Below are 24,862 nucleotides of genomic sequence, written 5' to 3' on the forward strand. Positions count from 1 at the left end.
GTCGACCGTCACGAGTTTTTCACCTGCTCCGGCCATTACCACAGCACCGGGACAGACAGAAAAGACGAAAGGGTGCAGTTGCTTTCACTTCCCATGCTTTCGCTGTGAGGAATGCCACACGGCCCTGGATGCGTCGCTCTACGCCTCTCCGGCGCCGCCCCACCCGGCCGAGCGCCCGCACCTCCGCGTACGCGACCCTGCCGCCTTCGCCGACTCGCAGGGCCGGCGGCATGCACGTGCGCGCCTGGAACGCGCGAGAAGCGAGGAGCCCTCACCGGCTTCGCCGCGGTGGGCATTTATTGACCGATCGTTCTACATGGAATTATGGTCTCCGGTGTGGCCAGGACCAAGGAATTCGATCCGGACGCCGCGCTGCAGTCGGCCCTTGAGCTGTTCTGGCGACGCGGCTACGAAGCGACGTCGATGGCCGACCTCGTCGAGCACCTCGGCATCGGCCGCGCCAGCATCTACGCCACCTTCGGCAACAAGCACGAGCTGTACCTGAAGGCCATGGACCGGTACTCCGAGGGGCGCGATCCACTCCTCCTCGCCGAGCTGTCCCAGCCGGGACCCGCACTGCCGGCGGTGCGGGCGGTGGTACGCCGCTTCGCCTCGGAAGCCGCCTCCCCCGAGGACCGGCTGAACGGCTGCCTCATCACCAACACCGCAGCCGAGCTGGCACCGCACGACCCCGCGGCGGCCCGTCGGGTCGAGATCAGCTGGGAGCACGTCGAAACCCCGCTGCACTCCGCGCTCGTACGAGCCCAGGCCCAGGGCGAGCTGTCCGAGGATCGCGATCCGCGCGCGCTGGCCCGCATGCTGCTCGTCCTGCTGCAGGGCGTACGGATCGTCGGCAAGGCGTCCAGCGATCCCTCCCGGGTGCGGGATGCGACTGAACAGGCGCTGGCCCTGCTGGACTGAATCCCACCCGCCGGAGCCACCGAGCTCTCTGCCGCACGCCCGAATACTGGACCGATCGATCAAATATAAGGGAGGGGCATGACCGCCGGGGGAGCCACCCACGTCGTTGACGTGCAGCACCGATGCGCCTTCGTCCTTCTCGGCAGCATCCAGACCACGCTGATCTTCACGCTCGCCGCGATCGCCGTACCGCTGCCTCGCATCGGGCGGGAATTCGGCTTACAGCGACCCGACTTGATTCTGCTCAGTGCTGCATACGGACTGGCCTTCGCAGGGCTGTTGCTCTTCGGTGGCCGCCTCGCCGACCGCTACGGCGGGCGGCGTACCCTCGCCGCGGGTCTTGTCCTCTTCGCCGCCGCCTCGGCCGCCGCCCCGCTCGCTCCCGGCATCGGGGCACTGGTCGCGGCCCGCTTCGCACAGGGCGTCGGCGCGGCCCTCGTCGCGCCCGCCGCCATGACGGTGCTGCGCGTCGTCTTCCCCTCCCCAGCCGCGTACAGCAGGGCGATGGCCACCTGGGGCGGACTCTCCGTACTCGGCGCGACGGCCGGCAATCTGCTCTCCGACGTCATCTTGTCGCTGCTTTCATGGCGTTGGACCTTCGTCGTACCGCTCGTGGTCGCGGTCGCAGCCCTCGCCCTCACGTCACGGTTGCTGCCGCGCACCGCTCCGAACCGGGCTCGATGCGCACACCTCGTACGCATATGGACTGCTGCCGGGCCTCGTGCTGCTGCCGGCCGGCACCGCGGCCTCCTTCGGGGGAGCTGCCGTGCTCGCCACCGAGGGCGTACCGCAACAGCAGACCGGACTCGCGGGCGGTGTGCTGAACAGCGTGATGGAACTCGGCCCGACCGCCCTGTTCGCCGCCCTGCTCACGCTCGGCAACGACGCCTGGTCCCTGGCTGCGACGGGGATCGCCCTTGCCGTCGTCGCCCTCCCGAACCACCGCACCGCGTAATCCATCGCTCAAAGGAGTTACCGAAATGAACCGCTTCACTGGCACAACCGTGCTCGTCACGGGCGCAGGCTCCGGTCTCGGCCGCGCGATCGCGCTCGCCTTCGCCGCCGAGGGCGCATCCGTGGTCGCCGCGGGGCGCACCGTGGCCTCCCTGGACGAGACGGTCGGCCTCATCGAGGCGGCCGGCGGCACGGCTGCCGCCGTCACCGCCGATGTCACCGACTCCGGCCAGCTCCAAAACCTCGTACGCGAGAGCATCACCCGCTTCGGCGGGCTCGACATCGCGGTCAACAACGCCGGGATACTCCGCGGCACGGTACCTGTCGGAGAGGTGAGCGAGGAGGACTGGGACGCGGTGCTGCGGACCAATGTCACCGGCGTCTGGCTGGCCATGAAGCACGAGATCGCGCACATGAAGGAGAACGGCGGTGGGGTCATCGTCAATGTCTCCTCCAACCTGGGCGCACACCTGCGTATCCCGAACGCCGCCGCGTACATCACCTCGAAGGCAGCGGTCTCCGCGCTGACCCGCGCCGCTGCTCTCGACCACATCCACCAGGGCATTCGCATCAACGCGGTCAGCCCGGGCGCCTCCGCCGCCCCCATGTCGCTCCGGCCCGGCGAGACGGAGGCCGACCGTACCGAGCGGGTGAAGTCGGAGAACCCGCTCGGCCGGGTCGCGGAGGCCGAAGAGGTGGCGGCCGCGGTGCTCTACCTCGCCTCGCCCATGGCCGGCGCGGTGGTCGGCACCGACCTGGTCGTCGACAGCGGGTCATCAGCCTGACGGTTCACAGGCAGGGGCGACCTCCCCAGCAAGAAGCCTCACCACGACGGCCGGGAACGGGCGGCACCGCCGCAGGCCGCCCACATCGGTCGCGACATCAACCGGATGGCCCGCGTGCTGAACTCGGCGGCACTCCACAGTGGAAGACCACACCTTCCGCACCGAAGCCCGCGAGCACGGTCGGTGCCGACGGCGGTCGCGGCTGCGCGCCCGGCGGCCGCTGGGTGCACTGCGCTGGAGGCCGGCCCATGCGGACCCGGGCGGTGGGCGATGGGGAGACTGCGCACACTGGTGCGGGAGTTGCATACGAGTGAGCGGGGAGCCGGGGCTGCCGGGGTGGACGTGCCGGGGGGCTGATGCGTGATGATGTGGCTCTGGTCAGCGGGTAGTTGGCCGAAAGAGCCGGTTGGGGGCCCTGCTTGTGAACGATGCGGTGGAGTTGGCGGACATGATCGCGCAGCTGCGCCAGGAGCTGAGCCGGGCGATGTCGGCCGGTGAGGACGCCGACCTGCGTTTCAAGGCTGAGCGGGTGGAGCTGGAGCTGACCGTGGGGGTGGAGCGGACCAACGAGCCGGGCGTGAAGGTGAGGTTCTGGGTATTCGATGCCAGTGCGACGACGAAGCGGTCGGCCACGGTCACTCAGAAGCTCACGTTGACCTTGCAGCCGGTGCGCGCGGACGCGCCGGACCAGATGGCGTTGATCTCCGGGGACGAGCTGCTCGGTGAGGACTGACAGGGCGGCCGTGAGCGGCGGGCTGGACCCGCACCGCATTGCCGAGGTCATCGTCACCACCACCGCCGGTGGCGGGCGGCGCGGGTCGGGTTACCGGGTCGGCGACACGGTGGTGCTGACCGCGTTCCATGTGGTGTCCGAGGCCGCGGGCGTGCAGGTGCGATTCGATGCCGACCGGCCGGGGCAGTGGGTCGCGGCCGCGGAGGTGGCCTGGTCGGACAGTGGCACCGATGTGGCTGTACTGACCTTCGCGCCTCCGTCGGGTGCCGCCACCGTCGTGCCCGCAACGTTCGGGCGTATCGGCGACGACCGTCATGCCGTCATCGATGTGCATGCGGCGGGATTCCCGCTGTGGAAGCGCCGCCGCAGCGCCGATGGGAGGCAGTTCCGGGAACTGCACCAGGCGGACGGGACCGTGGCCGCTCTGTCCAACCTGAGGACCGGCACCCTGGAGATCACCGTGCCGGTGGCGGCTGCCGACCCCGACCCCGAGGTGTCGCCGTGGTCGGGGATGTCGGGCTCCGCCGTATGGGCCGGGTCCCACATAGTCGGGGTGGTCGCCGAGCACCACCGATGGGAAGGGCTGGGCCGGCTGACAGCGGCCCGCATCGACCACACCCTGAGCCGGGCCGACAAGCCGCGCCGGGGAGAGCTGGCCGGGCTGTTGGCGATCGCCGACCCCCAGTCGCTGCCCGACGTGGGCCCCGGAGCGGCCCGTGCGGATTCCGCGCCTCCGCGGGCAGGTTCCAAGGTCATCGGGCTGCCGGTCACGCATGGGCTCGAACTGTTCAAGGACCGTGCCGAAGAACGCGAGCTGATCGGCCGCCACCTCTCCGATCCCGCCATGCGCATGGTGACCGTCACCGGTCGACGGGGCATGGGCAAGAGCGCGGTCGCGGCCAAGGTCATGGAGATGCTGGAACGGGGTGAGTGGCCGGGCCACGCCCGGGCTCCGGTTCCGTCGGGGCTGGTCAATCTGAGCACCCGTACGTCGGGGATCTCCCTGGAACGCCTCTACTTCGACTGCGCCCGCGTGCTCGGCTCCGATCGCGAGACCCGTCTGCTGGACATCTGGGCCACGAACCGCCCCGTGCAGGACAAGCTCGGTGAACTGTTCGCCGCGATGGGCGACGAGCTCTTCATCATCCTGATGGACAATCTGGAGGACCGGCTCCAGGACGACGGCCGGCTCGACGACGAGGACGAACTGGCGGTCTTCCTCGACTGCCTCTTCCGGGCCAGATCCACGCCACGGCTGCTGGTCACCTCGCAGATACCGTTGCGGCTCGCGCCCGAGTTGCGACGTTTCACCGCGGAGGTCGAGCTGTCCGACGGGCTGCCGCCCACCGAGTCCGTGGCTCTGCTGCGCGAACTCGACCAGGACGGCAGTCTCGGAGTGGCGCAGCTGTCCGACGATCAGCTGCTGCAGGCGTCGGTCCACGTCCACGGGGTTCCGCGCGCACTGGAGCTGTTGGTGGGCGCCATGGCCGACGACATGCTGACTCTGCCGACGCTGCAGGACGTACTGGAGGACTTCACTCTGCGGGGCGACGTGGTCGCCGGCCTCGCCCAGGACCGTTACCAGCGGCTCGGCCCCGACGGCCGCACCGTGCTGAACGTCCTCGCGGTGCTGCGCACGCCCGTGCCACGGGAGGCGATCGAATGGATCGTGGCCGGTCTCGATCCCGGGCTCGTCGTCGCGCCGATCCTGTCCCGCCTGCTGCAGATGCGCATGCTGTCGGTGGACCGGGCCAGCCGCACCTTCGCGCTGCATCCGATGGACGCCGACCTCGCATACGGCGCCATGCCACGGGACGGCGCGCTGGGGCGGCGCTCCGTGGAGCGGCGGGCGGCCGACTGGTACGCGCGTATCGAACCGCCCCGCGCAAACTGGCGCACTCTGGACGACATCCAGCCGTACCGGCGTGAATTCGACCACCGGGTGCGCGCCGGGGACATGGACGGCGCCGCACTGGTCCTCGGCGCGATCAGCGAATGGATGGTCTGGCACGGCTCGGTGCTTGCGGCCGTCTCGATGCACCTGACACTGGAGGAACAGTTGACCGACGACCAGGCGCGTCTTGCCCATCTCATCAGCTTCGGGCACGCCCGGTTGAGCGCGGGCCCGTTGGCACACGCGGCGGACCTGTTCGCCGAGGCGGCCGACATGGCCGAGCGCCTCGATGACCGCCGTGCGCTGCAGAACGCCATGTTCGGCCTGGGCGACGCCTACCGTCAGCTGGGCCGCCTCGACGCCGCCATGGGACCGCTCGCCCGGGCCGGTGACCTGGCACATGAGAACGGCGACGCCGAAGCCGAGGTGCATGCCGTTCTGGATCTCAGCCTCGCCCACAGCACTCTGGGCGACGGGGCGGCGGCCCTTGCCGGTGCCGACCGGCTGAGCGAACTCGCCGTTGCGTCGGGGGACCTGTTCACCGAGGCCCGTTCATGGAACGCCCGCTTCACGGCCCTGCTGGCCATGGGCCGCTGGGAGGAGACCATCGCAGCGGGCGACAGGGCCGTGCGTGCCTACCGGGAGGCGGGCATCCAGGAAGCGACGGACTACGCGTACAACGCCAAGGGCGTGGCCATGCTCGCGCTGGGGCGGGTCGCGGAAGCTCTGACATCGCTGGAGGCGGCGCTCCGAGCGGCGTCGGCGATGGAGAATCCGCGCACCGAAGGAGTCTGCCTCTACAACATGGCGTGGGCGTACTGGACCGACGGCCGGTACGGGCAGGCGGCCGAGACGGCCGAGCGGGCGGCCACGTCGCTGCAGCTCGCCGGGGCGGCGGAGACCGCGGCGGCACAGGCGCTCGCCGAGGCCGCCCACGCCCGGACGGTGCCCGACCCGCAGGCGGCCGCCGACGCGCTGGCCCGGGCAGCCGACGGCGTCGGACGCAATGTCGAGATGGTCCGTCCGGCCTGGCTCACCGAGGAGGCGGAGCGGTTGCGCGGCGAGGTCTGACACTGCGGGGTCGCGCAGACGAGCCCCGGGCCGGTGGCCCGGGGCTCGTCTGTTGTCCGGACCGCGCCAGAAGGCCCCTGAGGCGTAGCGCGGGCGCGCCCGGCAGGCCCGCGCCGTCCGGCCCGAGCCGCGCCGCGCGGCAGTCGTGCAGCCCCAGCCCCGTCCCATGCCCACCCGGCCCGGCAGTGGACCGTGCCACCGGATCGGGGCCGACGCCGAGCAACGCCTCGAAGCGGGCGATCACGTGTACGGCAGTGGCAGCAGCCGGCTCCGCCGACCGCGGTCCGACCGGACCATCACCTGGACGCCGTGCCGGAAGAGCGAGGAACGGTCGCGGGCGGTGGGGTGTCAGAAGGCGACTGCGTCCCGGGCCAGGGGGCAGGTCATGCAGTGGCCGCCGCCTCGGCCGCGTCCGAGTTCGGCGCCGACGATGGTGATGACCTCGACGCCGGCCTTGCGCAGGAGGGTGTTGGTCTGGGTGTTGCGGTCGTAGGTGAAGACGACGCCGGGTTCCAGGGCCACGGCGTTGTTGCCGCTGTCCCATTGCTGGCGCTCCGAGGCGTACACATCACCGCCGGTCTCGATCACCCTGAGCCCGGACAGGCCGAGCCCCTTGGCGACCACGTCGACGAACGGGGTCGTGCCCTCGTCGGTGATCTCGACCCCCGGGGCCTTGTCGCTGGGCCGCAGGGAGAAGGCATGGACCTCGTCCATGATCTTCGGGTAGAGGGTGACGAGGTCTCGGTCGGCGAAGGTGAAGACGGTGTCGAGGTGCATGGCGGCGCGCAGTTTGGGCATGCCCGCCACGATCACGTGCTCGGCGGCGCCGTTCTTGAACAAGGCGTCCGTGACCTGGGTGATGGCCTGGCGTGAGGTGCGTTCGCTCATGCCCATGAGCACCACGCCCTTGCCGACAGGCATGATGTCGCCGCCTTCGAAGGTGGCCCGGCCCCAGTCCCGTTCCGGATCTCCCCACCACACCGTGGAGTCCTTGAAATCGGGGTGGAAGGTGTAGATCGCCTTCATCAGCAGGGTTTCGTCGTGACGGGCGGGCCAGTACAGGGGGTTCATCGTCAGTCCGCCGTAGAGCCAGCAGGTGGTGTCACGGGTGTAGAGGGTGTTGGGCAGCGGGGGCATCAGATACTCGCGGGCGCCGGTGGACTCGCGGGCCAGGGCCACGTATGGGGAGCGGAAGTCGTCGGGCAGGTCGGCGACGGCCAGGCCACCGATCAGGAACTCGGCGAGCGGGCCGGGCCGGAGCGTGTCCAGGAAGGCTCTCGTGTCGTCCAGGAGCCCGATGCCGACCTCGTTCGCGGTGATCTTGCGGTCTAGGAGCCACGTCCTGGCTTCCGTGACGGCCATCGTCTCGGCGAGCAGGTCGTGCAGTTCGACGACCTCGACATCGCGTCGGCGGAGTTTGTCGACGAAGTCGGCGTGGTCGCGCTGGGCGTTCTCCACCCACATCACGTCGTCGAAGAGCAGGTCGTCGGAGTTGGTGGGGGTGAGCCGGCGATGTGCGAGGCCGGGAGCGCAGACCAGCACCTTGCGCAGCTTTCCGACCTCGGAGTGGACGCCGAGGACCGGCTCGGTGGTGTCGGTGCTCGTCACGGTGTGCCTTTCGGTCGGACGGGGTGCGTTGTCGAGGGAGGGTGCGTAGTGGTCAGAGTTCGATCCAGCCGGTCGCCAGGGCGGTCACGCCCACGATGGCGCCGACGACCGAGACGGCGCAGATCACGGCTTCCGCGGGCGAGAACAGTCGACGGTTCTGCTCGCGCCGGGCCTTGATGAACAGGAGGGTCGCGGGGGCGTAGAGGATGAAGGAGATCAGGACGAACTTCAGCCCCGCCGCGTAGAGAAGGAACGCGGTGTAGAGCGTGGCGATCGCGGCGGTCACGAGTTCACGCCGGGTGCTGTCGCCCACCGTGCCTTCACGGCCCGGCCGGAACGCGATCTTCACCGCGAACGCGGCGGCGAGGAAGAACGGGATCAGACTCAGCGCGCTGGTCAGATCGAGCGCGAAGTTGAAGGCGTCGTCGGAGAACATCGTGACGACGAGGACGATCTGACTCAGCAACGTGGTCATCAGCAGTGCCGGGACGGGTACGTCGGCGGTGTTGGAACGGCTGAGGAACCGGGGCATGTCGTTGTCCTCGGCCGCGACGAAGAGGACCTCGGCGGCCATCAGGGTCCAGGCCAGATAGGCGCCGAGGACGGAGACGATGAGCCCGACGCTGACGAAGGCCTTTCCCCAGGTGCCGACCGCGTGCTCCAGGACCCCCGCCATGGACGGCTGGCGCAGCTCGGCGATCTCGCCCATCGGCATCAGTCCGTACGACACGATGGTGACGGAGGCGAAGATGGCGAAAACGCTCAGGAACCCGAGGACCGTGGCCCGGCCGACGTCCTCGCGGCGCTTGGCGTGCCGGGAGTACACGCTGGCGCCCTCCACCCCGAGGAAGACGAACACCGTGGCGAGCATCGTGCCGCGGACCTGATTGAACAGCGATCCCGCGTAGTCGGCGCCGCCGAAGTTGTCGGCGAAGACGGACGGTTGGAAGTAGAACAGCGCGAGGATGACGAAGACCAGGATCGGTACGACCTTGGCCACGGTGACGATCTTGTTGATGGCCGTCGCTTCCTTGACGCCGCGTCGGATCAGGAAGAAGAACGCCCACAGGCCCAGCGTCGACAGGGCCACTGCGAGAAGGGTGTCCCCGTCTCCGAGGCTCGGCCAGACGGCGCCGATGGTCGACATGATCAGCACCCAGTAGGTGACGTTGCCGACGCAGGCGCTGGCCCAGTATCCGAAGGCGGAGAAGAAGCCGAGGTACTCGCCGAAACCGGCCTTCGCGTACGCGTAGACACCGGCGTCCAGGTCCGGCCTGCGGACGGCGAGGGTCTGGAAGACGAAGGCGAGCATGAGCATGCCGACGCCCGCGATCGCCCAGGCGATCAGTGCGCCGGCCACGCCGGTCTCCTCGGCGAAACGCCGCGGCAGGGAGAACACTCCGGCGCCCACCATCGAGCCGACGACCATCGCCGTCAGCGTCAGCAGGGTGAGCTTGACGGACGCCGGCGGTTCGACGGCGTCCGTCCTGGCGCTGCTGCCCGTGTCAGTCATGTCTTTCCTCGTCGACGCGCCCCGGTGTCGTGGACCCGGGGGCTGCTGGTGGGCCGGTGTCCAGGGACCGGCCTCGACCGGGTCCGCTTTCCCGATCTCGAAGCCCGGGACTTCACAGAGGACGCTCAAGGGCGGGCAGGGCTGCCGCATCGCCTGGTTCAGTGAGAGGAAATCTAACTCCATTTGACACGTTTTGCCCGATGTAACACTTCACGGCTCCGCCCGGAGCGGGGTCCTTTTGACAGTTCCGGTGTCGCCACGGGCGCCGAGCCCGGCGGCACAGCGGCCGGTGACGACTGCCGCACAGCGACGCCCCCCGGGCCGGATCGGCGGCCGGGATCCGGCGATGTCAGTGACGGCTGTTAGCTTCCTGTGCGTCACCGAGGAGCTTTACGGCCACCCCCCTTGGGTCCATTTTGACCGGTACCTGCCACGTGACCCATGTGTGACCCATCCCGGCCCACCAGGACGGGAATCGCTCCCTTTGGAGGAAGAAGCTTGATGTTCAACAGCGTGTCGGTACGCAACCTGGCCCGGGCGGCGGCCGTGCTCACGACGGCCGTGTCCATGGCGGTGACGGTGGCCCCGCTGACGGGGACCGCACAGGCCAACGAGGCGGTTTCGGGATCGCTCGGCTTCAGCGGTGAGCCGGGGGAGTTCGTCTCCGACGGGCAGTCCCAGGAGTTCACGGCCGGATCGGTCGAGATGTTCGACGTCTCCGGGCCCACCAACGAGAATGCCGCGGGCGTCACGATCGTCACGCCCGAGGGCAAGCGCTGGTCCCTCCTTCTCCAGGCACCCGAAGGCCAGAAACTGGCCGACGGCGCCACGTACACCGGGGCCTCGCGCTGGCCCTACGCCCAACCGGAGGACCCGAAGCTGGAGTTCGGTGCGGACGACCGGTGGTGCAACAACAGCACCGGCTCGTTCACCATCTCCCACATCTCCTACGGCCCCTACGGCTACATACGCGAGCTCGACGCCACCTTCGAGCAGTACTGCAACGGTTCCGCGGTGCCGCTGCGCGGCGAGGTGCACGCCCGCACCGCCGAACCTCCGGCCGAACTGGCCATCGCCCTGAACCTCGACCCCAAGGGCACGATCGACACCAAGTCCGGTCAGATCACCGTCGGCGGCTCGGCGACCTGCAACAAGCCGGCCCGTATTTCGCTCTCGGGCCTCGTATATCAGTCCCAGAAGAGCGGGGAGGCGGTCGGCCGGTACGAGGACGAGATCGTCGCCTGCACTCCCGGCGACCCGGTCCCGTGGAAGGTCACCATTCCCGTCACCGCCATGGAGCCCGGCACGGATTTCCGGCCCGGCACGGCCACGTTGCGCGGCTTCGGCAAGTCGGACGACCGCGACTACCCGGTGACCGTCGACGCCGGTGACAACATCTCCCAGATCACTCTGGTCAGGTCCTGACCCTTCCGGCGCGGGGCGTCGCGGGTGGGCCCGCCCGCGACGCCCCGCGTCGGTCCGGCGTCGGCCCTGCGCCCGTACCCGCGACGACGCAGCGCGCTTCGTCCCTCTTTGTCGCCACCTCGCCTTGCTGTCAGGCAGGTTGATGAGGTGTCCGGCCCCTCGCGAGCGGGTTCGCGGGTGTCGCAGTGTGGTGTGCGGCGGGTGTGGCCGATCAGGGCCTCGGCGGCATCGGTGAGCGCCTCGTCGTCGAGCGGCCGGCCGGGGATCGCGGCTCCGTCCGCGAGGAGAGCCTGCAGCAGGGCGTACAGGTTCGCGGTGCCCGCCTCGCGTACGGTCAGCGAGAGGTGGACGGACGGAGCGTCGCCCACGGCGTCCGCATGGTGCGCGAACCCCCGTGGTACGTACAGGACTTCGCCGGGTCGCAGGACGGTCTCCAGCAGCACCTCGCCCGGATCGCCGTCCTCCCTGGCCGGTTCCCAGTTCCCGTCGGCCGGTCCGGCGTGGACCCGCCAGCGCTTCTCCCCGCTGATCTGGATCGCGAGGACGTCGGCGTCGTCGCGGTGGAGGGGGCGACCCCGGGTGCCCGCGGGGGTGCGCCGGAGCACGTCCTCACCGGCCACCGGTGGCACTTCGCGTGCGAGTCCCTCAACGGCCGGAGGCCGCGCACGCCGCACGGTGACCGACGGCCGGACAACGACGGTGGTGACGCCGTGTCAGTCGAGAGGTTCGGCGATTCCCGGAGTGAGCCAGTGGAGGCGGTCCGCGAGGCCTGCCTCGGTGAAACGCGCGGCAATCTGTTCGCGCCCTTCGGTGAAGTGGTCCCAGAAGTCGTAGTGGACCGGGATCACCCTGCGGGCACCGAGCGAGCGGGTGAGTGATGCGGCCTGTGCGCCGTCCATGGTGATCAGTTCGCCGCCGCCGAAGGCTTCGATGCGCGCCGCCCCCAGGTGCAGCAGGGCGGTGCCGATCGTGAACCGTCGCCCGATTTCGTCGAGTTCGGGAATGTGGACGGTGTCGCCGGAGATGTAGACGGCCTCTTCCTCGCCCGGCGCCTCGACGACGAATCCGGTGACGTCCCCGACGGGACCGTGCAGACCGGGCGTGCCCGTGATCCGCAGCGTCCCGTCGCCGACGGTCAGCGTCCGGGTCTCCCACGGCGCCAGGCCACGGGCGCCACCGCCGAGGCGCGCTGCGCCGCTGACGGTGGTGAGCACGGGGCGGCCGGCCAGGAGCCCCCGGCCGGTGGCGTCCAGGTTGTCGGGGTGCTCGTCGTGGCTGAGCAGCACGGCGTCCACCCGGCGCAGCTCGGACGCGCGGATCGCGGGGCCGCCGGTGCTGCGCAGAATGACCGGGTCGTGCCGGTACACGGCGGGTGCGGGGTCGAACGCCGGGTCGGTCAGCAGGTGCAGGCCGCCGATCTCCAGCAGGACGGTCGCGGTGCCTATGTGGGTGACGGTGATCTTCATGACGGATCCTTCGGGGTGGGGTGGGTGCCGCCGCGTGTCGCGGCATGCGGGAGTGCTCGACGTCGGGGTCGCGGCGTCGATGACGTGGGGCGGTCGGGCCGTGACGGTCAGTGCGCGGCGGTCCGGAAACGGCGCCGGTACGCGGCCGGTGTGGTGCCGAGGCGATCGCGGAAGACCCGGTGCAGGGTCTCCACGGAACCGAAACCGCAGGCTCGCGCCACGTCGTCCAGCACCCGGCCCGTACGTTCCAGAAGCCTGCGCGCGGCCTCCAGTCGCATCTCCTCGACGAACGCACCGGGCGTGCTGCCGGTCTCCGCGTGGAAGGTCCGCGCGAAGTGGCGCTCGCTCATCGCCAGCCGGGAGGCGAGCGCGGGCACCGACAGATCGGCGTCCAGATGCGCACCGATCCACAGACGCAGGCTCCGCACATCGTCCCGGCCTCCCGCCTGCTGAGCGAGCGGCACACTGAACTGGCTCTGGCCGCCGGGGCGTTGCAGATACATGACCATGATCCGGGCCACTTCCAGTGCGACCTGGTCCCCGTGGTCGTCGGCGACCAGGGCGAGCGCGAGATCCATCGACGAGGTGAGCCCGGCGCTGGTCCACATCCGCCCCGAGCGCACGAAGATGGGGTCGGCCTCGACCTCGATCTCCGGATACTCCGCGGCGAGGCGTGCGGCGGTCGCCCAGTGCGTCGTGACGCGATGACCGCCGAGCAGGCCGGCGGCCGCCGTCACATGCGCCCCCGCGCACACCGAAGCGACCCGGCCGGCCTCCGGCCCGACCTCACGGAGCCACGCGACCACGGCCTCGTCGACCTGCGGAACCGGGCCCTGCGGGCCGATGTCCACCCGGCCGGGCACCAGTACGGTGTCCGGCCTCTCGCGCTCGCCGGCAAACGTCCCGTCGACGCAGAGCCGTACGCCGGAGAAGGTCACCACGTCACCGCGCCGCTCGCCGACCACCCGTACGTCGTACGGTGCCCGCCCCTCGGGCAGCATCCGGCCGGCCAGCGCAAGGATCTCGGCCGGTCCGGTCACATCGAGCGCGTTGACTCCCGGGAACACCGGGATCACGACCAGATGCGGGACCGGAGGGGAATTACTCATGCTTCAACCCTCACTCACGGCCGTAATGTCCGCAATGACAGATCTCTGCAATATTCGGACATCGGCAAGGCTGCCGGACTCGGCCGAGGGCCGGCCGGGCCCGCCTCCCGTCCCCCTCCATCACGTACGCGGCCTGTGCACTCTCATCAGCGGCGACGGGGGTCGGTCCGCGTCGGAGGTCTCGCGGCCGCCGATCCCGGAAGATCTCGTTCTCGTACCGATCGCCCCCGCCGCAGCAGCAGGCTCGTACTGCTCGCGCCTTACGAGCGGCCCCGGTCGCCGCCCCGTACGCGCGCTCCGGACTCCGCGAACGAGCTGCCGCAGCCCTCTCTCAGCTCCGTAAAGCCCCTGTACCGCCCTGCATATCCGTCATATGAAGCGGCCGGAGGCCCGGGTGACGGTGGCGGGTGGGTGCGGCCACTCCGCCCGCGGATGTGAACATTCAGCGTCAAGAGTGCAACTGGCGTGTCGGTCTTGACATTTACCCAAGAGGCCGATGCTAAGATCATCTTACTTCCAGTGGGCTGACGGCATATGGGGGCATTCCGGGAGGGATGAATTCCTCGGCCCCACTTTCGGAGGGGCCTTCCCTGCGCGGCACAATCCGTGGCTCAAAGAGTCCGGGGCTGTACCGCACATGAGGGAGCGTCAAGCCGTTTCCGTAGCCATGGCACTTGAAGTGAGTCTCATGACATTTGCACAGGGCCCTCTTTTCTGGGCACTGGTTGCCGTAGCACTGGTCGCTGTGGGTGCCGTCCTGCGGGCTCGCAAGACCAACATCGGACTTCGCAGACAGAACACCGAACTCCGGGGGGAGCGCGACGCGCTGCAACGGCAGCGGGACGACCTCCACGTAACCCACAACGGTCTGCTGCACCGTCAGGCCGCCGAAATGGCCGAGGTCCGCAAGGACGCCGAGGAGGAGACCAAGGCCGTCCTCAAGGCGGCCGTGCGCACCCTTCAGGGGCTCGCGGACGAGCAGCAGGTGGTCATCGAGAACGCCCAGAAGAAGTACGGCGACGACCCCGGCATGCTCGCCGACCTGATGGCCGTCGACCACGCCAACAGCCAGTTCGGGCGCCGCGCGCAGGGCATCGCGGTGCTGTGCGGCGGCTGGCTCGGACGCAGGGAGACGGTCGCCTCCGTCTTCGACGTGGCCCGCAGCGCCCAGGGCCGTATCCGGCAGTTCGACCGGGTCCGGGTCAACGGGCAGGTCAACTTCTCCGTCGTCAGCAAGGCCGTGGAACCGGTGGCGGTGGTCCTCGCCGAGCTGCTGGCCAACGCCACCAACTACTCCGCGCCCGGCACACCGGTGGAGATCAACATCCAGGCCGTCCCGAAGGGCGTCTGCCTCATCGTCGACGACGCCGGTCTCGGCATGGGCCAGGAGGAGAAGGACCGCGCGGCGGCTCTCCTCGCCCCTCAGGCGGCGATCAGCGTCTCCAGTCTGGGCATTCCCCCGCAGTTCGGGTTCGCCGTCTCCGGCGTGCTGGCCGCCCGCTACGGGTTCAAGGTCTCGGTGGACTCCGTATCCCCCTATGGAGGCGTACGAGCGGTGGTTCTCCTGCCCGACGAGCTGCTCACCGACGATGCGCCGGCACCCCCGGCACCCCTTGCGGCCCGTGTGGCCACCGGTGGCCACGATGCGGAAGTGTCGGCGCTCCCCCGCCGCCAGGTGCCCACGCCGCCTCCGACCCCCCTGTTCCCTCCGGCCGCACAGCCGGCCCCCGCCCCGCAACCGACGGGGTCTTTCACCACCGCCGGTGGCCTGCCCAAGCGTCGTCGCAAGAGCCCGGTGTCAGTGGTGCCGTCGGCCGAGCCCGGGCCGGCGCGCAGCAACGAGGAGACCGCTTCCCGCCTGGGCGCGTTCCAGCGCGGAACACGGTCCGGGCGTGACACGACGACGATGGAAGGACCCGAGTTCCAGTGAACCCCGATCTGTCCTGGGTACTCAACGATGTGCTCCAGGTACCCGGCGCACGGCACGCGATCCTCGTCTCCGCCGACGGTCTGCTGCTGGCCAACTCCAGTGAGATCGGCCGGGACGACGCGGAAACCGTGGCGGCGGCCATGAGTTCCATGCAGTCGCTGAGCCGGGCCGTCGCGCCCTTCATCGGGGCCCAGACCCCCGGCCGCTGGCACCAGACGCTCCTCGAGTACGAGCACGGCTGGATCTTCCTGATCGCTGCCGGTACCGGCGCCTATCTGGCGGCAGCCGCCGCGGCCGACGTGGACATGGAGGCCATGTCCTTCCGTATGCAGCAACAGGTCGCCGCGCTGGGGAAGGCGATGACCACGCCTCCCCGCCAGAACGCCGGAAGCGACGCATGACTGCGCCGGGCGAGGAGCAGGCGGTCAGCAGCGGGTTCGTCCGGTCCTACGTCATCACCGGCGGGCGCGGCCTGCCCGATGCGGAGGGCCTCTCCCTCGTCACACTCGTCACCATCGCACCCGACCGGCAGCAGCCCCCGAACCCGAGCCCCGAGGTCCGGGCGATCTGGGAGCTGTGCTCCGGCGGCTATCTGTCGGTGGCCGAGGTCGCGGGCCATCTGGAGCTGCCCGTCGGAGTGGCACGGCTGCTGCTGAACGACTTAGCGGATCAGGGTCATCTGATGCGCCGCAAGGCGCCACCGCCGGCTCAGCTCGTTGACAGGAAGATCCTCGAAGAGGTGTTGCATGGACTACACGTCCGGTTCGGCTGAGAACATCTATGTGCCGGACGCGGTACAGCGTGCGGCGAAGATCCTCGTCGTCGGACACTTCGCCGTGGGCAAGACGACGCTCATCGGCACCCTCTCCGAGATCACTCCGCTGCGCACCGAGGAGAGGATGACGCAGGCCAGTGCCCACATCGACGATCTGCGGGGCGCGCCCGACAAGGTGACGACAACGGTCGCGCTGGACTTCGGCCGTCTGACGCTCAGCGACGAGCTGGTGCTGTACCTGTTCGGTACACCGGGCCAGCAGCGCTTCGTCGAGCTGTGGGAGGACATGGCGCGAGGCTCGCTCGGCGCGCTGCTCCTCGTCGACCCGGCCCGTCTCGCCGACACCTTCCCGGTGATCGACCTCGTCGAGACGTACGGGCTGGAGTACGCGGTCGCGGTCAACAGCTTCGACCCGTACTCCCGGCATGCCGAGGAGGAGTTGCGCGAGGCTCTCGACCTGCTGCCGGACACCCCGATCGTCTACTGCGACGCCCGGGACGAGAAGTCGTCCGCGCAGGCCCTGATCACTCTGGTCCAACACCTTCTCGTACGGGTGGCCTGACCCCTGCTCCGTCCGCCGTACGCCGGCACGGGGGCCCGAGCCCCGTTTTCCGTCCACCGTCCGGGCCCTGCGAGGCCCGCGATCACACCGAGGAATCACACATGGACTCTCAGCCGGGAGCCACCCCGTACAGCGCCCCCACCGGGTGCCCGATGCACGGTGAGCGGCAGACGTCGCTGTACGGGCCGGAGTTCGCGTCCGATCCACAGCGTGTGTACGACAAGTTCCGGGCGCACGGGCTCGCCGCTCCGATCGAGCTGGCTCCCGGGGTGGAGGCCACCCTGGTCGTGCAGCACGAGGCCGCGCTCCGGGTCCTGCAGAACCCCTCCTTCTTCGCCCGTGACTCGCGGCGGTGGGCGGCGCTGCGGGAGGGCCGCGTACCGCTCGACAGTCCGGTGCTGCCCATGATGGCGTACCGGCCCAACTGCCTGTTCACGGACGGCACCGAGCATCTTCGCCTGCGCAAGGCGGTCACCGAGAGCCTCGGCCGCCTCAACACCACCCGGCTCAGCCGGGATGTCGAGCGCATAGCCGACTACCTCATCGACCAGTTCATCGAACGCGGCAGCGCCGACCTGCTGGGCGACTACGCCAAGCTTCTGCCGCTGCTGCTGTTCAACCAGCTCTTCGGCTGCCCCGGTGACATCGGCGACCGGCTGACCCGTGGCATGTCCGCGATCTTCGACGGCGAGGACGTACTGCGGGCCAACGCCGAGCTGACGGAGTGCCTGATGGAACTCGTCGCCCTCAAGCGGCGGCAGCCCGGCGACGACATCACGTCCTGGCTCATCCAGCACCCGGCGGGTCTGCGGGACGAGGAGCTCAAGGACCAGCTCGTCATGCTGATGGGCGCGGGCATCGAGCCGGAACGCAATCTCATCGCCAACGCACTGCTTCTCCTGCTGTCCGACGGCGCCGGGCATCCGCAGCGACGAGGTACGGGAATGCTGGTCGAGGACGCCCTCGACGACGTGCTGTGGAACAACCCGCCGATCGCCAACTACGCGACGCACTACCCGGTCCAGGACGTCGACCTGGGCGGCGTGACGCTGAAGGCGGACACCCCCGTACTGATCAGTTTCGCCGCCGCGAACAGCGATCCCGCGCTCACCGATGCCCGCCAGACCCTGAGCAAGGGCGCCCATCTGGCCTGGGGTGCGGGCCCCCACGTCTGCCCGGCGAAGTCCCCCGCCCAGCTCATCGCCCTCACCGCGATCGAGAAGATCCTCAACACGGTGCCCGACCTCACCCTCGCCGTGCCGGCCTCGGCGGTCGAATGGCGGCCGGGTCCGTTCCACCGGGCGCTGGTGTCCCTGCCGGTCCGGTTCAGCCCGAGTGCCGCGCGCCATGCGGCGACGGCCGCACAGTCGCCCGTTTCGTCCCGGATCGCCACCCCCGAGGAGGCTCCCGCCGCGCGCTACGACCACGTGGAGCCGCAGAAGAAGACGAAGGGCTGGTGGAGCTCCTTCCTGGACGTCTTCCGCGTGTGACGGAAGTCCGGCACCCGGCTTCGGACGACTTGTTTGCATGGCGGGGCGTCATACAGGCCCGTGGCAGGGCCTGTTCGTCATATGACAAGGGGTCAACAAGCCATTTTCCTGTGACACGGGCAACAGAGAACGACGCATGGCACATATATGCGGAGGGGTAGGTTCTGGCCGTAACCATGAGCCCAGGACAAGGAACTCTGCGTGAGCGCAATATGTGGCACAGACAGGCCCACCACCGTTGACCGCCGTGCCCTCATTTCCCTCCTGCGACGTCTCAAATCACCGGAGGGGCAGGCTGATCCCTACGCCCTCCTGGGCGAGCTGAGATCCATGGGTGACGTCGTACGCGCTCCCTGGAACGCGTACTTCGTCACCGGCTTCGACACCTGCAGCGAGGTGCTGCGCGGCCGCAACTGGCTGGCACCGGACTTCGCCTGGCAGGAACGCCAGGCGGACACCGAGCGCTGGGACGCGGTCGCCACGCAGGAGATGACCAAGACGCTCTCGCGCCTCAACGCGCCCGAGCACACCTGCCAGCGCCGCAGCCTGGGCAACCTCTTCGACCGCTCCACCATCCAGCGGCTGACCCCGCAGGTCGAGGAGCATGTCACTCGCCTTCTCGACGAACTGGCCGACAAACTGCGCCGGGGCGAGACCGACTTCGTCAGTACGGTCAGCGAGCAGCTCCCGATCAGCACCATCGGCTCCTGGCTGGGGATCCCGCCCGAGGACTACTCCCACATCCTGGAGATCACCCACAACCAGGTGCACGCCCAGGAGCTGCTGCCCACCAGCAGCGAGCTCGCCGTGTCCGCCGACGCGACCGTTCATCTACGCGCGTACTTCACCGAACTGGTGAAACAGCGCCGTGCGAACCCCGGCAACGATGTCCTGACCGGCTGGATACACACCTGGGACGCCATGGAACCCGACCGCGAGGCGGCGGACGAGATCCTCTACCGTCTCACCATGTTCGTCACCATCGCCTCGCTGGAGACCACTGCGACGCTGCTGTCGACCATGGTGGGGCTGCTGCTGAGGGAGCCCGGCCGGTGGGCCTGGCTCGCGGAGCACCCCGGATACATCGACGCCGCCGTCGACGAGGCCCTCCGGTACGACCCGCCCATCCACATCAACACCCGGATCGCCGCCGACGACACGGTCCTGGCGGGCGTGCCGATCGCGAAGGACAGCATGGTTCACGTCATGTACGGGGCCGCCAACCACGACCCCCGGCGCAACGAGGAACCGGACACCTTCGACATCGAGCGCACCGGCACCCACCTCACCTTCGGGGGCGGTGTGCACTACTGCCTGGGCGCGGCCCTCGCCCGCCTTGAGGCACGTACGCTCCTGACCCAGCTCCTGAAACGTTTCCCCACTCTGCGTGCCGTCACGGGGCCCAGTTACGCGTCCCGTCTGGTCTTCAGGCGTGTGACCTCGATGGGCGTGGCGATATGAAGCTCTCGCTCCCCGACTACCTTTCCCCCTACCGGCGGCCGGGCACGGTACGTACCGTGCGCGAGGGCCCCGTCCTGCGTGTGGAGCTGAACTGCCCCGACACCGGCAACGCGGTCACCGAGGCGATGCTGGACGATCTGCTGACGGTCCTGGCCGTGCCGGACCCCGATGTCCGGGTGCTGGTGCTCAGCGGTGCCGGGGACGACTTCTGCCTGGGCGGGGACCGGAACGAGTTCGCCGACTGGCTCGACCAGGACCCCACCGGGCGGGGCATCCGGATCGCGGGCGACAAGGCCCGCCGCGTCTGCGAGGCGATCTCCACCAGCCAGGCGGTCACCGTCGCCAGGATCCAGGGCAAGGCCATCGGCGCGGGACTGGCGCTGGCCCTCGCGTGCGATCTGCGCGTCGGCGCCGACACCGCCGGCTTCAGGCTGCCGGAGCTGGCACTGGGGCTGCCCACCGCCTGGGGCGGCGTGCTGCCCCGACTGATCCATGAGGTCGGCGCCGCCCGTGCGCGCGAACTCATCCTGACCGGACGCGCCTTCGACGCCGCCGAGGCGTACGAGCTGTCGGTTCTCCAGCGCATCGTGCCCGAGGACTCCCTCGACGAGGCGGTCACCGCGTGGACCAAGCCCATCGTGCGCCGCCCCGAGGCCGCCCTGCGTGTCACGAAGGCACTGCTCAACTCGTACGCCGCCCCGACACGGCTGGCCGATCCGTCCGTCCTGGACGCGGAGCTGATGGCCACCGTCGCGGCCGCGACCCGCCGGACCCGCGACGCCGGAGGGACCGTACCGGTGCGCTAGGCCCGTTGCTCACGGGCCCCGACCGCACCCCCTCTGCCACGCGGGTCACGAGAACCCTCCCCGGCGTGCCGGACAACCGAGGGGGTGAGCACGGATATGCGTACCCGGGTACGGGCCGGGGAGCCGAGCGCGTTCGCGGAGCTTTTCGACAGCTGCGCCCGCACCGTCCACAACCATGCTTTCCGGCTGACCGCCGACTGGGCGACGGCGCAGGACGTGATGGCCCCGACGTTCATGGAGGCCTGGCGGCTGCGCGACAGGATCGACCCCGAGGGCGGCTCGTTCTGGCGCGCCGTCATTCATGACCGCGGGAGTGGGCCGGGGCGAATGGTTGCACAGCCTGTCAGTGACATCGGACACACAGCTTTTCGTGACTCAGGGCACTGGTTAGTAGATGCCGCCTCGACGGCATGGTGCCGTTTGTCCGTCTTGGCGCAGATATGCGCGTGCGCGTTCCGTCGGCATGCGGTCCGGTCGCCGCTCCGGCCCGCTCGACGTGCGAGGAAGGACTTCTGATGGTGCAACAGCGCCCTGCGAAGCGTGACGGCCGTCGCCGGCACGCTCGTGCGTCCGTTTCAAGTGCCGTCCGGACCTACGGGCGGAGGTAGTACTTCCGCTTGTTGCCCCGCCCCGAGTGCCCTTCCAAGAATGACGACCGCAAGGCGCCTGCGAGCCAGGGCGCGGGAGCGCGCGGAGCCGGCCGGAGCTGCTCCGCGACTATCGAGCGAGGTCACACGCATGAGGAAGCACCGCAGGAAGACTTCCTACCGGAAGATCACCATCGCTGTCGTCGCCGTGGGAGCCGTGGGTGTGCCCTCTGCCGCCATGGCCTGCTTCGCCCCCCACGAGAAGCCGGCTGCGGAGGCGTGGCGGACCCACACCGCACACCGCACCGCACATGGGGCCGCACCGAAGCCCGCCACACCCGCGAGCGCACCGAAGCCCGCCGCATCAACCAGCACACCGAAGCCCGCCGCTCCGGCATCCGGTGCCGCCGCCCGCATATTGACGCTCGTCAACAGCGAGCGCTCCAAGGCCGGTTGCTCACCGCTGACCATGAACGCGAAGCTGACGAAGGCCGCCCAGGACCACAGCGCGGACATGGCTTCGCACCGGAACATGTCCCACACCGGCTCCGACGGCTCGGCCCCGGGCGACCGGATCACGCGCGCCGGATACCGGTGGAGTGCGTACGGCGAGAACGTCGCCTACGGCTACACCACCGCCGAGAGCGTCATGGCGGGCTGGATGGACAGCCCCGGCCACCGGCGCAACATCCTCGACTGCTCGTTCAAGGAGATCGGCGTGGGCCTCGCACAGCCCGGCAACTACTGGACCCAGGACTTCGGAACGGCCCGATAGAACGTCGAAAAGGGTCCGATAATCAGCCCGCTTCACCGCCACCGCGGTGAAGCGGGCCCAGACGCGTGCGGAATTCCCGACCTCACTCCTGCGAGTCTGCAATGCACCAAGCGATCAAAAGTCTTCACTTATAGTGAAATGTCTGACACCCGTCACTGACAACAGGGAACGTTCCGATGCGGGTTTGCTCGTCGCAGCGTGGACCAGGTGCGGACCGCCGGAGGCGACAAGGGCACCGGAGGCCGGGCTACATGCAGGTCGTTCACGGGTAAGACGCTTCCCGCAGCACCCTCTTGAAGCCGTTCCCACGCGAACACCGAGTATCGAGTGAGGTCACACACATGAGGAAGCACCACGCGAAGAGGTCCCGCCGACGGACGGCCCTTGCTGTCGTCGCCCTGGGAGTCGTGGGAACCCTGGGCATCGCGGAGACCGCAGAAGCCGCGGGTGTGTCCTCCGCCGCCGCCTCGGCCGTCTTCGGCGCTCATGCGAAGGAAGCGGCCCGCCTGCTGAAGCTCGTCAACAGTGCGCGCAGCGCGGTCGGTTGCTCACCGCTGACGTTGAACCCGAAGCTGACGAAGGCCGCCCGGAAGCACAGCGCGGACATGGCTTCCCACCGGAACATGTCCCACACCGGCTCCGACGGCTCGGACCCGGGCGACCGGATCACGCACGCCGGATACGACCGGAGCGCGTACGGCGAGAACGTCGCCTACGGCTACACCACCCCCGAGAGCGTCATGGCGGGCTGGATGAACAGCCCCGGCCACCGGCGCAACATCCTCGACTGCTCGTTCAAGGAGATCGGCGTGGGCCTCGCACAGCCCGGCAACTACTGGACCCAGGACTTCGGACAGCCCGACAGGCAATCGGCCGGGTAGGCGCCCCGCTCAGCAGACACCCCTCTCGGTCGCAGCCGAGCCGACGCGTGGTTTCCCGCGAACGCCGGAGTCCGACGCCGGCGCGCGGTGACCATCCGGGTATTGCCGGCCGATGACCAGGCGCTGTCGGCCGGAACCTTCCGGCTGCTGATCGGCTCCCATGACGACATGGAGGTCGTCGGCGTCGCGGCGGACGGCCGGGAGGCGGTGGCGCGGGCCCGTGCCACCACGCCGGAGTCCCTGGACGTCCTGGCCCCCGCCCTCCGTCAAGCCCGCGTCAATACCCGTCCGGTCCGCGCCAGGAACGCGTCAAGGCATCCGGTCCGGACAGCCGGGCGGGGCGGGCCGGACGCACGCTGGAGTGGCCGGCCGCAGTGGTCGGCGTACCGGAGAAGCTGTGAACCACAGCGAGGTGGATCATGGGATTCCCGCTTCGTGACCGCATCGCGCCGGCCGCCGCCCTGATCGGGCCCTTCCTGGCCGCACTGATGCTGTCGCTCTTCCGTACGAGTGTGTCGGGCACCGATCCGGCCCTGGTCCTGGTCGTCGTCGTGGTGGCGGTCTCGGCCATCGGGAACCGCTGGGCCGGAGCCGTCGCGGCGCTGTCGTCCGCCGCGTGGTTCGACTTCTTCCTCACCCCGCCGTACCAGCGGTTCAGCATCGCGAGCACCGACAACGTGGAGACGGCGGTCCTGCTCCTGGCCGTGGGCCTCGTGGTGTCGCAGCTGGCCGCCCGGGCCCGTCGCCTGCGGGTGATCACCGTGACCGACGCCGACCATCTCGCCCGGATCCACGACACCGCCCTGCTCGTCCAGTCCGCGACCTCCCCCGACCTGGTGGTGGAGCAGGTCCGTCGGCAGCTCGTGGACGTACTGCGATTGCAGGGATGCCGCTTCGAGTACGGAAGCCTGCTGGGGCAGCCGCCGCGACTGGAGCAGGACGGCAGTGTCGTCGTGGGGCACCGCCGCTGGGACGTCGACCGCGACGGCTGGCCGGAGGGCGAGACCGAGCTCCGCGCCTCGGCGAGCGGCCACTACTCCGGCCGGTTCATGCTCCGGCCCCTTCCCGGAACCGTCCCGTCGTTGCAGGCGCGTCTCGTGGCGGTGACCCTCGCCGATCACGCCGGTGCGGCGCTCGACACCGCGGGTCCGGTCCTGGACCGCTGACATCACGGTCATGGCCCCGACCGGCAGACGCACGTGTACGTACGGTGTACGCCACCAGGGTCGGCGGGCCCGTTTCCAGCGCGCGGGCAGGCGGTCGGCTGGCTAGCGTGAACAGCCGGACAACCCCACCGAGCACGAAGGAGTCGAAGTCATGGCTGTACACCCGGAGGGCACGCCGTGCTGGGCCGACGCGATGTTCCCCGACCTCGACGGAGCGAAGAGCTTCTACGGTGATGTGCTGGGCTGGACGTTCGGCGAGTCCTCGTCCGAGTTCGGCGACTACACGCAGGCGTACGCCGACGGCAAGGCGGTCGCCGCCGTCGTGCCCCCGATGCCCGGCCAGGAGGGACACTCGGCCTGGTGTCTGTACCTCGCCTCACCGGACGCCGCCGCCACCGCCACGAAGATCCGCGAGAACGGCGGCGAGACGCTGATGGACCCCATGGAGGTGGGCGAGTTCGGCACGATGCTGCTGGCCCGCGACCCCAGCGGTGTGGTCTTCGGCGTGTGGCAGGCGGGCAGCCATGAGGGCTTCGAGTCCCAGGGCGTGCCCGGTGCGTTCTGCTGGGCCGAGGTCTTCACCCGGGAGCCCGAGAAGTCGGACGCCTTCTTCTCCGCCGTCTTCCCGTACCGCATGGTGAAGATGGAGGACGACGCCGTCGACTTCAGGATGTTCAACCTCGGCGACAAGACGGTCATGGGGCGAATGAAGATGGGCGACGAATTCCCGCCCGAGGTGCCGCCCCACATGAATGTGTACTTCACCGTCGCGGACTGCGACGCGGCCGTGGCGAAGGCGACCGAGCGCGGCGCGATCCTTCGGTTCGGCCCGATGACCATGCCCTTCGGCCGCTTCGCCGCGCTGACGGACCCGCAGGGCGCGGCCTTCTCCGTGATCGACGTCAACACGACCGAGGGCGAGGTGCCCAAGACGTCCCCGGTGTCCTGAC

At 69.6% G+C, this 24,862-nt stretch carries 21 protein-coding genes and 2 pseudogenes; 18 read left to right on the forward strand and 5 right to left on the reverse strand.

Annotated features, from left to right (window positions below; translation table 11 throughout):
- Window positions 1–336 precede the first annotated feature (336 nt).
- The 5 genes and pseudogenes from GA0115254_RS35705 (at window position 337) to GA0115254_RS35725 (ending at window position 6,358) form a co-directional block, all read left to right on the forward strand.
- Window positions 337–921 carry a TetR/AcrR family transcriptional regulator gene (locus GA0115254_RS35705; protein ID WP_093899494.1) on the forward strand — a complete coding sequence of 195 codons (585 nt, stop codon included), beginning with the start codon at window positions 337–339 and terminating at the stop codon, window positions 919–921.
- A 78-nt stretch (window positions 922–999) separates the two neighbouring features.
- Window positions 1,000–1,876 (forward strand): annotated as a pseudogene (locus GA0115254_RS35710) (MFS transporter).
- A 25-nt stretch (window positions 1,877–1,901) separates the two neighbouring features.
- The gene (locus GA0115254_RS35715; protein WP_093899405.1) at window positions 1,902–2,660 is read left to right on the forward strand and encodes an SDR family NAD(P)-dependent oxidoreductase; all 759 of its coding nucleotides are present in this window, start codon (window positions 1,902–1,904) and stop codon (window positions 2,658–2,660) included.
- A 433-nt stretch (window positions 2,661–3,093) separates the two neighbouring features.
- The gene (locus GA0115254_RS35720; RefSeq protein WP_256102958.1) at window positions 3,094–3,393 is read left to right on the forward strand and encodes a trypco2 family protein; all 300 of its coding nucleotides are present in this window, start codon (window positions 3,094–3,096) and stop codon (window positions 3,391–3,393) included.
- On the forward strand, window positions 3,383–6,358 hold the full coding sequence (locus tag GA0115254_RS35725; RefSeq protein WP_093899407.1) for a trypsin-like peptidase domain-containing protein: 2,976 nt from the start codon (window positions 3,383–3,385) through the stop codon (window positions 6,356–6,358). The genes GA0115254_RS35720 and GA0115254_RS35725 overlap by 11 nt, the downstream gene beginning before the upstream one ends.
- A gap of 348 nt (window positions 6,359–6,706) precedes the next feature.
- Here the strand turns inward: GA0115254_RS35725 and GA0115254_RS35730 are convergent, their stop codons facing one another.
- A complete protein-coding gene (locus GA0115254_RS35730) occupies window positions 6,707–7,966 on the reverse strand; it encodes an arginine deiminase (RefSeq protein WP_093899408.1) in 1,260 nt (419 codons plus the stop codon).
- Window positions 7,967–8,018: 52 nt separating this feature from the next.
- Window positions 8,019–9,479 (reverse strand): basic amino acid/polyamine antiporter, encoded by a 1,461-nt coding sequence (locus GA0115254_RS35735; protein ID WP_093899409.1) that lies wholly within the window; start codon window positions 9,477–9,479, stop codon window positions 8,019–8,021.
- A gap of 501 nt (window positions 9,480–9,980) precedes the next feature.
- Here GA0115254_RS35735 and GA0115254_RS35740 point away from each other — a divergent pair.
- Window positions 9,981–10,904, forward strand: a complete 924-nt coding sequence (locus GA0115254_RS35740; RefSeq protein WP_256102950.1) for a hypothetical protein — start codon at window positions 9,981–9,983, stop codon at window positions 10,902–10,904.
- On the opposite strand, the gene GA0115254_RS35745 is transcribed toward GA0115254_RS35740, so the two are convergent.
- From GA0115254_RS35745 to GA0115254_RS35755, 3 genes are all read right to left on the reverse strand, one after another.
- Entirely contained in the window at window positions 10,844–11,524 is a 681-nt protein-coding gene (locus GA0115254_RS35745) for a JmjC domain-containing protein (protein WP_176740424.1), read from the reverse strand. The two genes, GA0115254_RS35740 and GA0115254_RS35745, sit on opposite strands and share 61 nt — an antisense overlap.
- Window positions 11,525–11,617: 93 nt before the next feature.
- On the reverse strand, window positions 11,618–12,370 hold the full coding sequence (locus tag GA0115254_RS35750) for an MBL fold metallo-hydrolase (RefSeq protein ID WP_093899412.1): 753 nt from the start codon (window positions 12,368–12,370) through the stop codon (window positions 11,618–11,620).
- 107 nt (window positions 12,371–12,477) lie between these two features.
- Complete coding sequence (locus GA0115254_RS35755; protein WP_093899413.1) at window positions 12,478–13,479, reverse strand: GlxA family transcriptional regulator; 1,002 nt, start codon at window positions 13,477–13,479, stop codon at window positions 12,478–12,480.
- Window positions 13,480–14,167: 688 nt separating this feature from the next.
- Here GA0115254_RS35755 and GA0115254_RS35760 point away from each other — a divergent pair.
- The 12 genes and pseudogenes from GA0115254_RS35760 (at window position 14,168) to GA0115254_RS35820 (ending at window position 24,861) form a co-directional block, all read left to right on the forward strand.
- On the forward strand, window positions 14,168–15,409 hold the full coding sequence (locus GA0115254_RS35760) for an ATP-binding protein (protein ID WP_093899414.1): 1,242 nt from the start codon (window positions 14,168–14,170) through the stop codon (window positions 15,407–15,409).
- Window positions 15,406–15,810: a roadblock/LC7 domain-containing protein gene (locus GA0115254_RS35765; RefSeq protein WP_093899415.1), complete on the forward strand. Its 405-nt coding sequence runs from the start codon at window positions 15,406–15,408 to the stop codon at window positions 15,808–15,810. The genes GA0115254_RS35760 and GA0115254_RS35765 overlap by 4 nt, the downstream gene beginning before the upstream one ends.
- Complete coding sequence (locus tag GA0115254_RS35770; protein WP_093899416.1) at window positions 15,807–16,181, forward strand: DUF742 domain-containing protein; 375 nt, start codon at window positions 15,807–15,809, stop codon at window positions 16,179–16,181. Before GA0115254_RS35765 ends, GA0115254_RS35770 begins: the two co-directional genes overlap by 4 nt.
- Window positions 16,156–16,746, forward strand: a complete 591-nt coding sequence (locus tag GA0115254_RS35775; protein ID WP_093899417.1) for a GTP-binding protein — start codon at window positions 16,156–16,158, stop codon at window positions 16,744–16,746. The genes GA0115254_RS35770 and GA0115254_RS35775 overlap by 26 nt, the downstream gene beginning before the upstream one ends.
- A 101-nt stretch (window positions 16,747–16,847) precedes the next feature.
- Window positions 16,848–18,236 carry a cytochrome P450 family protein gene (locus tag GA0115254_RS35780; protein WP_093899418.1) on the forward strand — a complete coding sequence of 463 codons (1,389 nt, stop codon included), beginning with the start codon at window positions 16,848–16,850 and terminating at the stop codon, window positions 18,234–18,236.
- A gap of 330 nt (window positions 18,237–18,566) precedes the next feature.
- A complete protein-coding gene (locus GA0115254_RS35785) occupies window positions 18,567–19,697 on the forward strand; it encodes a cytochrome P450 (protein WP_093899419.1) in 1,131 nt (376 codons plus the stop codon).
- Entirely contained in the window at window positions 19,694–20,503 is an 810-nt protein-coding gene (locus GA0115254_RS35790) for an enoyl-CoA hydratase/isomerase family protein (protein ID WP_093899420.1), read from the forward strand. The genes GA0115254_RS35785 and GA0115254_RS35790 overlap by 4 nt, the downstream gene beginning before the upstream one ends.
- A gap of 96 nt (window positions 20,504–20,599) precedes the next feature.
- Window positions 20,600–20,785 (forward strand): annotated as a pseudogene (locus GA0115254_RS35795) (RNA polymerase sigma factor); the annotation flags it as partial.
- A gap of 456 nt (window positions 20,786–21,241) precedes the next feature.
- On the forward strand, window positions 21,242–21,865 hold the full coding sequence (locus GA0115254_RS35800; protein WP_093899421.1) for a CAP domain-containing protein: 624 nt from the start codon (window positions 21,242–21,244) through the stop codon (window positions 21,863–21,865).
- Between the two features lie 341 nt (window positions 21,866–22,206).
- Window positions 22,207–22,746 (forward strand): CAP domain-containing protein, encoded by a 540-nt coding sequence (locus GA0115254_RS35805; RefSeq protein WP_093899422.1) that lies wholly within the window; start codon window positions 22,207–22,209, stop codon window positions 22,744–22,746.
- A 419-nt stretch (window positions 22,747–23,165) separates the two neighbouring features.
- Window positions 23,166–23,912: a DUF4118 domain-containing protein gene (locus tag GA0115254_RS35815; protein ID WP_093899423.1), complete on the forward strand. Its 747-nt coding sequence runs from the start codon at window positions 23,166–23,168 to the stop codon at window positions 23,910–23,912.
- 151 nt (window positions 23,913–24,063) lie between these two features.
- Window positions 24,064–24,861, forward strand: a complete 798-nt coding sequence (locus GA0115254_RS35820) for a VOC family protein (protein ID WP_093899424.1) — start codon at window positions 24,064–24,066, stop codon at window positions 24,859–24,861.
- The last annotated feature ends 1 nt before the right edge of the window (window position 24,862 follow it).

This window comes from Streptomyces sp. Ncost-T10-10d, assembly GCF_900091955.1.
Taxonomy (GTDB): Bacteria; Actinomycetota; Actinomycetes; order Streptomycetales; family Streptomycetaceae; genus Streptomyces.

What these genes read in the sequence shown, in the direction of transcription:
- GA0115254_RS35715 (WP_093899405.1), top strand. Translation starts at nt 1,902, where the DNA reads ATGAACCGCTTCACTGGCACAACCGTGCTCGTCACGGGCGCAGGCTCC.
- GA0115254_RS35735 (WP_093899409.1), bottom strand. Translation starts at nt 9,479, where the DNA reads ATGACTGACACGGGCAGCAGCGCCAGGACGGACGCCGTCGAACCGCCG.
- GA0115254_RS35740 (WP_256102950.1), top strand. Translation starts at nt 9,981, where the DNA reads ATGTTCAACAGCGTGTCGGTACGCAACCTGGCCCGGGCGGCGGCCGTG.
- GA0115254_RS35750 (WP_093899412.1), bottom strand. Translation starts at nt 12,370, where the DNA reads ATGAAGATCACCGTCACCCACATAGGCACCGCGACCGTCCTGCTGGAG.
- GA0115254_RS35755 (WP_093899413.1), bottom strand. Translation starts at nt 13,479, where the DNA reads ATGAGTAATTCCCCTCCGGTCCCGCATCTGGTCGTGATCCCGGTGTTC.
- GA0115254_RS35760 (WP_093899414.1), top strand. Translation starts at nt 14,168, where the DNA reads ATGACATTTGCACAGGGCCCTCTTTTCTGGGCACTGGTTGCCGTAGCA.
- GA0115254_RS35770 (WP_093899416.1), top strand. Translation starts at nt 15,807, where the DNA reads ATGACTGCGCCGGGCGAGGAGCAGGCGGTCAGCAGCGGGTTCGTCCGG.
- GA0115254_RS35775 (WP_093899417.1), top strand. Translation starts at nt 16,156, where the DNA reads ATGGACTACACGTCCGGTTCGGCTGAGAACATCTATGTGCCGGACGCG.
- GA0115254_RS35780 (WP_093899418.1), top strand. Translation starts at nt 16,848, where the DNA reads ATGGACTCTCAGCCGGGAGCCACCCCGTACAGCGCCCCCACCGGGTGC.
- GA0115254_RS35785 (WP_093899419.1), top strand. Translation starts at nt 18,567, where the DNA reads ATGGGTGACGTCGTACGCGCTCCCTGGAACGCGTACTTCGTCACCGGC.
- GA0115254_RS35790 (WP_093899420.1), top strand. Translation starts at nt 19,694, where the DNA reads ATGAAGCTCTCGCTCCCCGACTACCTTTCCCCCTACCGGCGGCCGGGC.
- GA0115254_RS35800 (WP_093899421.1), top strand. Translation starts at nt 21,242, where the DNA reads ATGAGGAAGCACCGCAGGAAGACTTCCTACCGGAAGATCACCATCGCT.
- GA0115254_RS35805 (WP_093899422.1), top strand. Translation starts at nt 22,207, where the DNA reads ATGAGGAAGCACCACGCGAAGAGGTCCCGCCGACGGACGGCCCTTGCT.
- GA0115254_RS35815 (WP_093899423.1), top strand. Translation starts at nt 23,166, where the DNA reads ATGGGATTCCCGCTTCGTGACCGCATCGCGCCGGCCGCCGCCCTGATC.
- GA0115254_RS35820 (WP_093899424.1), top strand. Translation starts at nt 24,064, where the DNA reads ATGGCTGTACACCCGGAGGGCACGCCGTGCTGGGCCGACGCGATGTTC.